Annotated in this window: 10 protein-coding genes; 5 read left to right on the plus strand and 5 right to left on the minus strand. The window is 33.1% G+C overall.

The window, feature by feature from the left end:
- Positions 1-10 precede the first annotated feature (10 nt).
- The 4 genes from DF185_RS22420 to DF185_RS22435 all read left to right on the plus strand — a co-directional run bounded on the left by DF185_RS22420 (position 11) and on the right by DF185_RS22435 (position 6,938).
- The gene (locus DF185_RS22420) at positions 11-1,357 is read left to right on the plus strand and encodes a TolC family protein (protein ID WP_110363915.1); all 1,347 of its coding nucleotides are present in this window, start codon (positions 11-13) and stop codon (positions 1,355-1,357) included.
- A gap of 31 nt (positions 1,358-1,388) precedes the next feature.
- A complete protein-coding gene (locus DF185_RS22425; RefSeq protein ID WP_110363917.1) occupies positions 1,389-2,510 on the plus strand; it encodes an efflux RND transporter periplasmic adaptor subunit in 1,122 nt (373 codons plus the stop codon).
- A gap of 11 nt (positions 2,511-2,521) precedes the next feature.
- A complete protein-coding gene (locus tag DF185_RS22430; RefSeq protein WP_110363918.1) occupies positions 2,522-5,959 on the plus strand; it encodes an efflux RND transporter permease subunit in 3,438 nt (1,145 codons plus the stop codon).
- 385 nt (positions 5,960-6,344) lie between these two features.
- Complete coding sequence (locus tag DF185_RS22435) at positions 6,345-6,938, plus strand: hypothetical protein (protein WP_110363919.1); 594 nt, start codon at positions 6,345-6,347, stop codon at positions 6,936-6,938.
- A gap of 33 nt (positions 6,939-6,971) precedes the next feature.
- On the opposite strand, the gene DF185_RS22440 is transcribed toward DF185_RS22435, so the two are convergent.
- The 4 genes from DF185_RS22440 to DF185_RS22455 form a co-directional block, all read right to left on the minus strand.
- On the minus strand, positions 6,972-8,381 hold the full coding sequence (locus tag DF185_RS22440; RefSeq protein WP_110363921.1) for a glycoside hydrolase family 16 protein: 1,410 nt from the start codon (positions 8,379-8,381) through the stop codon (positions 6,972-6,974).
- Positions 8,382-8,481: 100 nt separating this feature from the next.
- A complete protein-coding gene (locus DF185_RS22445) occupies positions 8,482-9,306 on the minus strand; it encodes an energy transducer TonB (protein ID WP_110363923.1) in 825 nt (274 codons plus the stop codon).
- 165 nt (positions 9,307-9,471) lie between these two features.
- Positions 9,472-9,939 (minus strand): toxin-antitoxin system YwqK family antitoxin, encoded by a 468-nt coding sequence (locus DF185_RS22450; RefSeq protein WP_110363925.1) that lies wholly within the window; start codon positions 9,937-9,939, stop codon positions 9,472-9,474.
- 10 nt (positions 9,940-9,949) lie between these two features.
- A complete protein-coding gene (locus tag DF185_RS22455; RefSeq protein ID WP_110363927.1) occupies positions 9,950-10,321 on the minus strand; it encodes a carboxypeptidase-like regulatory domain-containing protein in 372 nt (123 codons plus the stop codon).
- A 238-nt stretch (positions 10,322-10,559) separates the two neighbouring features.
- Between DF185_RS22455 and DF185_RS22460 the strand changes: the two genes are divergently transcribed.
- Positions 10,560-11,270: a ComF family protein gene (locus DF185_RS22460; protein ID WP_110363929.1), complete on the plus strand. Its 711-nt coding sequence runs from the start codon at positions 10,560-10,562 to the stop codon at positions 11,268-11,270.
- On the opposite strand, the gene DF185_RS22465 is transcribed toward DF185_RS22460, so the two are convergent.
- A complete protein-coding gene (locus tag DF185_RS22465; RefSeq protein WP_110363931.1) occupies positions 11,267-11,974 on the minus strand; it encodes a response regulator transcription factor in 708 nt (235 codons plus the stop codon). The genes DF185_RS22460 and DF185_RS22465 overlap by 4 nt on opposite strands.
- Positions 11,975-11,997: the final 23 nt, after the last annotated feature.

An 11,997-nucleotide genomic window follows, 5' to 3' on the forward strand; every position in this document is an offset into this window, starting at 1 on the left:
ATCAGAAATAATGAAAAACATCCTACTATCATTTGTAGTGATTTTTCTTGTGTTCAGTTATCCCACACAAGCCCAAACTGAAGACAAAGTAAATTTCACTCTTGCCGAAGCACAGGAATATGCTTTGGAAAACTCATATTCGGTAAAGGGGACCGATTATGACCTACAGGTAGCCAGAAAAAAGGTATGGGAAACTATTGCCGATGGATTACCACAAGTAGATTTTTCGGCAGACTATAGTAATAATTTAGACGTAGCTGTGTCTTTATTACCAGCTGAGTTTTTTGGCGGAGAACCAGGAAGTTATACTCCTGTTAAGTTTGGTCAACAATATGGAAGTAGCGCTACAATTAGTGTGAATCAGAAAATATTTGACGGATCGTATATTGTTGGAACAATGGCCGCTAAAGTTTTTGTGCAACTTTCAAAAAACCAAAAAGAGAAAACTGAAATTGAAATTAAAGATGCTGTTGCTCAGGCTTACTATGCTGTTTTGGTTTCCGAAGACAATTACAAAACCGTAAAAGAGAATTTGGCCATCAACCAAAAGCTGCTAAATGAAACCAAAGCTTATTGGGAAAATGGTTTTCGAGAAGAGTTGGATGTAGATCAGATCAAATTGAATCTGAATCGAAACAAAACCCAATTGTCTGATGCAAAAAGAGCCATTTCTACTTCATTAACTGTTCTTAAGTACACTATGGGAATGGATATTGAAAAGAAAATCGAATTAAGCAACAGTCTTGATAAGCTTGTGGATCCAATTCGTTCAACAACTCCTGAAGTAAGCAGTTATGATTTTGCCGCTCACATTGATTACCGAATTTTGGAAACACAATTAAAATCTCAAAAATTACTAATTCGAAATGAGCAAGCTCAATATTTACCAACCATATCTGCTTTTTACAATTACGGAAAAAACACAAGTACAGATTTCCGAAATGTATTTAAATCAGAAGTTCCATGGTTTAAGTCTTCAGTATTAGGTTTACGTTTAAGTATGCCGATTTTTTCAGCTGGTAAAAGAAGATCAAAAGTAAAACAGCAAAGAATCGAGTACATGAAGATTGAAAATGATATGGCCAGTACAGAGCAAAATCTAAAAAAAGATTTAAGCTTATCATTTTCGAATTTACTTAATGCACAGGAAACCTATGAAAACAATCTGGAAGCTGTAAGTATCGCAAAAAGAATATACGACAAGACCATTATCAAATTTAACGAAGGAATTTCAACTAGTACGGAATTATCGGAAAATGAAAAGCAATACCTGGATGCACATTCGAATTACATTAATTCAACGCTTGCATTGCTGAGTACAAAAATTGCATTTGATAAGGCTCTTGGTAAATTATAATTAAGAAACATCCTACAAAAACCATAAATAGATGAAAAAGTTTATTATAGCAGGTATTATCCCATTATTATTCGCATGCTCTGCAAAAGATGCAGACAAAGAATTGAGCAAGCCTGAACAACTTAAAAAATATAAAAAAGAGTTGAAGGTTTTGAGAAAAAAAATCTCAGCTTTGGAGATTGAAATTAAGAATGAAAATCTTGTAGAGGAAGCTATTAACGTTAAAGCTAAAAAAATAGAAGCTTCTAAATTCGAACATTATATCACAGTAACAGGGAATGTTGAAGCCGATAAAAACATTACCATTACACCAGAAACCAGTGGAAATATTATTTCTATTGATGTTGTTGAAGGGCAAAAGGTAAAAAAGGGTGATGTAATTGGAATATTAAATACTGCTCAAATTCAAAGAAGTATCGACGAGGTAAAAACAAATTTAGAACTTTCAAACATTCTCTTTGAAAGACAAGAAAGACTTTGGAATCAGAAAATTGGATCGGAAGTTGAATATTTGGAAGCAAAAGCAAAAAAGGAAGCCTTAGAAAGTAATTTAGAAGCTTTAGAAGCTCAGAAAGATTTGGCAATTATTAGAGCTCCTTTTAATGGTATTATCGATGAAATTCATCAGAAAAAAGGAGAACTTGCAAGTCCAACTACTCCGTTTGCTCAATTGGTTAATATCGATAAAGTATATATCGAAGGAGATGTGTCGGAGAGTTATTTGAACTTTATTAAAGCTGGTGAAAATACCGAATTGTATTTTCCTGCAATCGACTATAGAGTAGAAGCTCCTATTTATCGTACATCGAATGTTATTAATCCGGCCAATCGCAGTTTTAAAGTTCGAATCAACTTAAATAATTACAATCATTTAATTAAACCGAACTTAATTTCGGAGGTTAAAATTAAGGATTACGAAGTTGAAAATACAATTGTTGTTCCTTCAATAATTATCAAGAAAGATTTCCAGGGAACCTACCTTTATTTGGCTAAAAAAGAAGGTAATAAAAACATTGCTAGAAAAACCTATGTTAATGTCGCTAAAGTATATAACAACAAATCAATGGTAGATTCCGGACTTAAGGTAGGCGATAAAATTATTACCGAAGGTTTCTCACAAGTTGTTAACGGAACGCTGATTAGCATCAAATAATCGAATAAAGAATGGACAATATAAAAGATACAAACATCTCTGAGGAAAATCAGAGGCAGTTTAAACCAACATTTGGTGCCTTAAAGAATAAGAATTCTATTTTCATTCTTACTTTTATTTTGGTGTTCTTTGGTTGGTTTTCGTACCAAAGTATGCCTAGGGAATATTTTCCTGAGGTGGTTATTCCAAAAATCATGGTGCAGACTCCTTATCCAGGAAACTCACCAATTGATATTGAAAATTTAATAACAAGACCCATCGAAAAAGAGTTAAAGGCTCTTAAAAATGTAAAGAAAATTCAGTCGGCTTCTTACGAAGATATGAGTGTGATTGTAGTTGAATTCAACACTGATATTGAAGTAAAACAAGCACTTCAGGATACTAAAGATAAGGTTGATAAATCGAAAAGTGAATTGCCTGACGATTTGGATACCGACCCGATTGTAGAAGATTTGGATATTGCTGATTTTCCAATTTTGAATGTTAACCTTTCGGGAGATTTTGGTTTAGATGACTTGAAAGAGTTTGCGGAAGAATTGGAAGATCGATTCGAAGCTGTTCCGGAAATTTCGGAAGCGGATATTAAAGGTATCGATGAAAGAGAAATTAAAATTAATGCAGATTTGCACAAAATGGAAGCTAACGGAGTTTCTTTTCAAGATATCGAAAAAGCTGTTAGCGACGAAAACGTAACTGTAAGTGCAGGTACATTAATTACCGACCAAACTAGAAGAAGTATTAGAACTAGTGCTGACTATACCAGCATGAAGCAGATTGAAAACACAATTGTTAAAGTAACTAATGGTCGTGTTGTATATCTTAAAGATGTTGCAGAGGTTATTGATGGATATGAAGAACTTTCATCTATTTCACGACTGGATAACCATCCGGTTGTTTCTTTATCGCTAACTAAAAAAACGGGTGAAAACCTTTTAGCTGCTACCGATCAGGTTTATAAAATCATTAAAGAAGAAAAACAAAACGGAAATTTACCCAAAGACCTTATTGTAACAGTAACAAACGATACTTCCGAAGATGTAAGAGGCCAGGTGAACGATCTGGAGAATTCCATTATTATGGGAATGCTTTTGGTGATTATCGTACTTTACCTTTTTATGGGATTAAGAAATGCTCTTTTCTCAGGTTTAGCTATTCCGATGTCGATGTTTATTTCCTTTATTGTGTTGAATCAAATTGGTTACACAGTAAATCAAATGATTCTATTCTCACTGATTTTAGCATTGGGAATGTTGGTTGACAATGCCATTGTTGTCGTGGAGAATGTTTATCGCTTGCATGAAGAAGGTTATTCAAAACTGGAAGCTACCAAAAAAGGAGTTAGTGAAATTGCAGGTCCAATTATTTCTTCAACAGCTACTACTCTTGCGGCCTTTTTCCCATTATTACTTTGGGGAGGAATCATGGGTGAGTTTATGAAATATTTGCCTATAACATTGATTATTGTTTTGGCTTCATCATTATTTGTAGCATTGATTTTGAATCCTGTATTTACTGCAACTTTTGTAAAATTAGATGATGTAAGTAAGAAAATGAATAAGAAGAAGTTTGTGATTATTTCAGCTTCTTTCCTTATTGCTTCCATTCCATTTTATATCATGAAGATTACTGGTACATTGGAAACTTTTGTGATGGCAAATATTTTGGCAACAGTAGGTTTGGTAACTCTAATTAACCTTACTGTATTAAAACCATTTGCTCGCTGGTTCCAGCTAAGATTATTGGTGATTCTTGAAAACAGTTACGAAAGAACTTTACGATATGCTTTAAAAGGATTTCGCCCATTACTTTTCTTTGTTGGTACATTTCTATTAATGATTATCTCCATTAAATTTTATTTTGGAGCTAATCCATTGGTTGTTTTCTTTCCAGATAACGAGCCAAAATCGGTTTATGTAACAATGGAATTACCTTTAGGAACCGATATTCATAAATCAAACGAGGTTTCAAGAGAAGTAGAAAAGATAATTGATGCAACCTTAAAACCATATCAAAATATTATTCGCTCGATAACTACTAATGTAGGATCAGGGAAAGGTGGTATGTTCGAACCAAGTCGTTCCGCAAACAAATCGCTTACATCAATTACTTTCGTAGAGTACAAAGATCGTGGAGGAGTTAGTACTTCCAATATTATGAAGGAATTAACTTCTAAGTTTAAAGGATTTATTGGAGCAAAAGTGTTTGTTGAAAAAGATCACCAAGGACCAGAAGTGGGTTATCCTATCAATATCGAGGTAGCAGGTGATGATTTCGAAAAGTTACTTGTAGAAGCCAATCATCTAAAACAAATTTTAGATGATGCAAGTATCAAAGGTGTTGAAGAACTAAAACTTGATTTAGATCAGGGAAAACCTGAAATGCTAATAAATATAGATCGAGATAAAGTTCGTCGTTTTGGATTATCTACCAACCAAGTGGCACGTGCACTTCGAAATTCTCTTTACGGTTTAGAGGTTTCTAAATTTAAAGATGGAGAAGATGAGTATGATATTATGCTGCGATTAAACGACCAGTACAGATATGATGTTCCAGCGCTGATGAATCAGAAAATTTCTGTGATGAGTCCTGTGAACAATCAAATGGTTAAAATTCCTATTTCAGCAGTAGCTAATTATACCTATGGTTCCACTTACGAGAGAATTAATCGTATTGATAATACTCGTGTGGTTACCATCTATTCGAATGTAGAAGAAGGTTTTAATGCCAATGTAATCAATGCTGAAATTAGAGAAATACTTGCCGATGTAGATATGCCCAAAGGATATACTCACAAACTAACTGGAGAGCAGGAAGAGCAGGAAGAAACACAAGCTTTCTTAACTCAGGCATTATTAATTGCATTAGCATTAATTACATTGATTTTGGTTTCTCAGTTTAACTCTGCCATTAAACCTTTAATCATCATGATTACTGTACTTTTCAGCACAATTGGTGTATTCCTGGGACTAGGAATTTTCCAAATGCCTTTCGTTATTTTGATGACTGGTATCGGGATCATTTCTCTGGCTGGTATTGTAGTAAATAATGGTATTGTTTTGGTTGATTACATCGATTTGTTGCGCAAGAGAAAAATTAAGTCTACAGATATGAGTGACCGAAAATATTTAAGCTCTGCTGAAGAAATTGATTGTATTGCACAAGCAGGAAAAACACGTTTACGTCCGGTTTTGCTAACTGCAATTACAACTGTATTGGGATTATTTCCATTAGCAGTAGGAATGAATTTTAACTTCTTTAGTTTGTTAAGTGAATTCAATCCACATCTTTCATTTGGGAGTGATAGTACTGCTTTTTGGGGCCCTATGTCGTGGACGGTAATATTTGGACTAACAGTTGCAACTTTCTTAACTCTGATAATTGCACCTGTGATGTTCCGACTTTCGACACAAATTGAGCATCGTGTTTACGATTTTTTCTCAAAGAAATAAACATATTCAACAATAATTGAAAAGCCGACTAAATGTCGGCTTTTTTTATTATCCTAATAATCATGTTTTTTTTCAGATCAATTCTATTTAAACAATATGAATTTGTTTAAAAAAACATTTGTCATATTCCATTTGCATTTATTATCTTCATGTATCTTAAATCATAATTGATAACATGCTGATTTAACCAATTTTATACAATTATTTATTAAAAATTAAAATCATTTTTTCATCATTAAATATGATTTGTTTATCCACAAAAACCGGTGGTAAATAAAATGAACCATATTGATTTTGGGCAAAAACATAATAATTCGTAAATTTTTAAAAATGAGTTTGTTATTTCCAATCAACCAAATTAATCATATTCACTAAACCTTAAAACATGGAAATCATCTCGGTAATACTGCAAATTTTAATCTTAGCTGCCCTTGCTTTCATCATTTCCTTTTTAATTCAGGAAAAGAGAAATGCAGCTGCAAATTCAACTGTAGAAGAAGCTGAATCAGAAGTGAAAGAATCAACCACAAACTCACTTCCTGCTTCTGATGAGAAGAGAGAAGAATTTCTTCGAATCAATGCTTTTTTTATGAAGATTTTGTGCGAGAAAAAAAGCAAGAGTAACTTCAAAAGGCTTCAAAAAGAGTTTTTGGAGCTTGGAACGCGCCTGTACTATTTAGCTTCGGAACTAACCATTCGGAAGTTTTTAGAATTTAAATCTCTAAGTTCTTTTGTTGAAGGAACAGTGCACGAACACAAGATTGCTTTGTTATGGTTTGCCGAGTTTAATGTTTTGCTCCGAAAAGATTTGGGATTGGAAACCTCTCCGGAACAGATAAAGGATTATCTAAACATCATTCTTACCTACTGGGACGAAGATGAAATGGAAAAACAAGAGTTAGATGATTTAAAAGATCAACTGGCTGATTCCATAGACAATTACTTTAGTGTGTTCAATGTAGGGACATCCTTAAACTAAAAAAAGTGCCTTTCGGCACTTTTTTTATGGTATTTATTTTCTTTGATAACATCGTATCCAGTCAATCTCCATTTCTGCATTCAAATCATTTCTTGCCTCTTTTACCGCAAGACTAAAATTCAAATACATTGGATCTTGAGGAACTCCTGTTGTTTGAGTTTTAACAGGCACATCATTTATTTTCCAAACCAATTCGTTTGCACTCCAATCAAGAGTATAAATAAAATATCCTTTATTCAAATCAATTCCTTTTACTTTGAACTCACTCTTTTGAAGAGAATTTTCGCTTCCCCAAAAATTGGCATTCATAATCTTTCCTCCATTAAAGGTTTTAAAAATGTCAATATGTGGTAAACTTTTTTCTGCAACCATCCAAAATGAATTCTGAACCTGGGCAGGATTTTTTAATTTAATCTTAGCTTCGAATCTTCCAAACTTTTGGCGGAAAGAGTTTCCTGTATTAATAATGGCTGAAGTATAATCGAACTTTTGAGGTACAAATCCTAAATTTGGATTCCAAACCAATCCTTCTTTTGATTCTTTTTTCGCCAACAGGCAAGCCGATGATCCTGAAATTTTAACATTTTCACCATCAGTAAATGTATGCAAGTCTGAATCCAATGAATATCCTTTAGCCATTAATTTGTCACCCCAATAGTAACGGGTAATCCATTTATTAGAATCTAAATTTCCGGCATCGAATTCTTCCGAGAAGGTTAATTCCCATTTCTTTATTTCTTCAAATGGATTTTTAGATTTTAACTTAAAATGTTTTACAAATTTCTCTGATGATTTTAAGCTATTATATTCTTGAAGCTTCTTATAATCCTCTGTTTTTTCGAATCGTTTTTTATCCAAAAGAAATGCTTTCTCTTCTTTAAATTCATCCGAGCTTATTCTTTCCTCAAGCTGATAATATTTCTGCAAATCGGATGATTTATCTACCTCATTGTAGATTCTTAATGCTCTGGATTTTTTAAACTTAAAATACTCTTTTAATCTAGCAGAGCTTTTTAGTCGTTTGTATTCTGAAATTTCTTCAGCATCCTCCTTTTTATTCAGTTTAGACGATTTCATAAGCGCTTCCAATTCTTTAAAGCGCTCCAAATCTTTTGATTCTGCAACCAAATTAAAAGTAGATAATTCTGAAGAATCTTTTAATCTAAAGTAGGTTTTAAACTTTTTTGATCGCTGATATTTTTTAAAAGTTCTCTCTTCCTGGTAAAGCTCACTCCTTTTAAAGGATTTGCTTTCTACCATTTTTTTATTTCTCTTGAATTCATCAGATAGTACCAACAATTCAAGTTCATTAAATTGCTTTAATTCATCCGATTTCGAAAATTGTTCAAATTCTTCAAAATCACTTCTAAGCTCATCTCTTTTTTTCTCGATAGCAACAGTATTTGATGCCTTACGAAGTTTTGATGCTAAAAAAAAGCCCATATTTTTTAATTCTTTAGGATAAAAACGAATGCCAATTTAAGTAATATCGGTAAATAATCATAATCCGAATTAGTATGAATAGAAAAATGTCGGTTGTTACTTACTGTTTTACAAAGTTGTAGGTAATTGTACCAATCTGAGTTTGTGGACTTGTATTACTCACATTGAATCTAGATCGATTGGTTGCATCCAAAGCAGCTTCAAACAAACAGTCGTCCTGAACACTGCATTGATCTTTTACTATTTTAGATTCAACTACTCTTCCACTACGGCTAACACCGATTTTTACAACAATTTTACCTTCACCCTCGCACTTAAAAACCGGAATGGGTAAATAGATCTTATGACGTCCCTCAAGACTATAGTAAACACTACTTGGACCACTATATTCTATACTTTGCAGTGAGTCCAAAACTCGTTGTTTTTCTCTCTCCTCGGCTATGCTTAAACTGTCTTTTTTAAATTCATTTAAACCATCATCGCCACCCGACGCATCGTCCGATCCATATTCATTCAAATTCTTCTTAATCTCATCAATCATATCCTCCACCTTTTGTTTAGGATCGGAATTTGATTTTTTAACGTCTTGGTTTACGGCAATTGATCGAAGAAGTTTGTCAACACTTTCGTTTATTTCAGAATTTTTTTCTTCTATCTTTTTTTTAATCTCTTCTTCTTTCTCTTCCAATATTTGATCAACTATTTCCTGTGGGATATCAATGAAAATTTCAGCTTCTAGAAATTCCCTCTTGGTGTGAAGTTTAAAGGAGAACAGAAGTATTAAAAGAATCATGTGAAAGGCTAAAGTACCCATCACACCATATTTGTTCCTTTTTAAAAATCCTCTGAATTCAGATATCACATATGGAACAAATTCTTTGATTTGCTCGACTAATATTTTACCTATTTCAGAGAATGATTTCATACTTTTTAACTCAAAATTCTTAATGGTTCTGCAATATTAACGAATCTTATTCAAAATTATTAAGAATTATATCTGGTATCAAGCGGAATTAAACAGGAATGAACAAAAAAAAGCCGCCTAATAAAATTAAGCGACTTTCAAGAGAACTTCTATTATCTGAATTTACTAAAACTTCCGTTCTTTAATTAAATTGCCTTCAGCATCCCAAATGGACCATGTTCCGACTTTTTTTCCTTCGTAATACTCCATTTCATAGCGTTTTACGCCATTGTCGTCCCAAATGTACCACTTGCCGTGCTTTTTATTCTTTTTGTAGTTTGCTTCGGCAATTTTAACTGATTTATCATTCCAGGTGATCCAGGTTCCATCCATTAAACCTTTTACGTAGGATCTGACTTCCTGAATTTTTTCGTTTTCGAAGTAAAGAGTAATTTTTCCATTTCTCTTTCCTTCTTCAATATTCATTTCGATTCTTTTTACACCACTCTCATAAAACTCTGTATATGTTCCGGTGTATAAATCTCCTTTTGTAGTGTAATACAATCCCTCAATTTCTTCAATACTCTGAGAAAAAGAGTGATTCGCAATCAGGCAAAATAGTACGCCTAAGATTACTCCAAGTCTTTTTATCATTTACTCTTAATTAGTCCTTTTTAAGTACCAGGCGGATTACATTGTTTTTACCGCTTACGTTTACTTCTTTCATTTTATTATCTGTGTATGAGATGTAGCTTGACAAAACATTGTATTTTCCAGGAACTACATTGTCAATTTTAAAGTTACCGTCAAAATCGGTATACACAGTTTCTTTCGATCCTTCAAAACGGATAGCTACTCCAACCAAAGCCTCACCTGTTTCGTTATCCAAAACTACACCTGAAAGACTAGTTGTTTCAATTGTTGCAAATTCTGCAGCTTCTATTTCTTTGTCACCATTAGGTGTAACTACTTTGATTGCCTGACTTTCTAGTCCAACAACAAGTAATGCGATAAAAAGGAAAACAAACTTTTTCATTGTTTCTAATTTTTTTGTTTTAGTAATAAATCCTCTAATTATTATTCAAACTTTTCACTCAATAATGAACTTAATTTGTTTATCTTTAATCGAAATCAAATTTGATTTCTGATTCAATAATTAATTCATATTGAAGAACACTACAAAAATAAGGTAGTATGGTTTAGTCTTGATTAGAAGAAGCTTATCAAAACCTTAAGTGTTGGTTAACTTTTTATTGAGATAATATTACAAAAGGATGATTTCTCAGTTAAATCGCAGGATATCTGGACTATGGGACGATTTTGTCAATCTGTTTTATCCCAATATTTGTCAATCGTGTGGCAATGTTTTATTTAAAAATGAGATTGCCATTTGTAGTCGCTGCCTGTACCAAATTCCAAAGACTGACTTTCATTTACAAAAAAACAACCCTGTTTCGATTCTATTCTGGGGAAGAGTAAAAATAGAATATGCCTCTTCCTATTTTACTTTTGCAAAAGGAAGTAAATTCCAAAAATTAATTCACAAGTTAAAGTATCATCACAGAACTGATATTGGTATTGAACTAGGAAAACAGCTTGCTCACCAATTAATAAATTCAAAGTTTTTTGATGATGTTGATCTGATTGTTCCGGTTCCTTTACATCCAAAGAAACAGAAAATAAGAGGATACAATCAAGCAGAAGTAATTGCCAATGGAATGAAGGAAATTATGAAACTAGAAGTAAATGTTACAAACCTTTACCGATCAGTTCATACCCAATCGCAAACCAAAAAATCCAAATTGGAACGTTGGGAAAATGTTGATAACATATTCAAGCTTCATGAAACCAACCTATTTGAAGGCAAACATATATTGTTGATTGATGATGTAGTAACAACTGGCTCTACTTTGGAAGCCTGTGCACAAGCAATTTTAGAAGCAAAAGGTAGCAAAGTAAGTATTGCTACCCTGGCATATGCTTAATTTGCTGCATCAACAAATTTATAACCAACTCCTTTTACCGTTTGGATGTAATCATCACCAATTTTCTCACGAAGTTTTCTGATATGAACATCAATGGTTCTATCTCCAACAATTATTTTTTCACCCCAAATTGAAGAATAAATCTCATCGCGAGTAAAAACTTTTTGTGGACGAGATACCAACAAAATCAACAATTCAAATTCTTTACGAGGCAGTGAGAATTCTTTTCCATCCTGGATAATTAAATATCTCTCACGATCAATTGAAATATTACCAATGCTTATTAATCCATTACTTGCATTTCCTCCTTCACCCGAAACTCTTCCCGATCTTTTCAGTAATGCTTTTACACGACTAATAAAAACTTTTGGCTTTATTGGTTTACTGATATAATCATCAGCTCCAGCTTCAAATCCAGCAATTTGAGAATAGTCTTCTCCTCTTGCTGTTAGGAAAGAAATCAGTACATCTGAAAATTCAGGCAATGATCTGATCTTTTCGCATGTTTCGATTCCATCCATTTCCGGCATCATTACATCTAAAATGATTAAATGTGGATGCAACTTTTTAGCTTTCTCAATTGCCTCTTTACCATCACCGGCAGTTGAAACCTGAAAACCTTCCTTTTTAAGATTGTAACTTAGGAATTCCAGGATATCCGACTCATCGTCTACCAATAAAATTTTGTAATTACTACTTTCCATTTGGTATTGGTTGTTTAGTTCTT

Origin of the sequence: Marinifilum breve (assembly GCF_003202155.1) — a bacterium.
Lineage (GTDB): Bacteria > Bacteroidota > Bacteroidia > Bacteroidales > Marinifilaceae > Marinifilum > Marinifilum breve.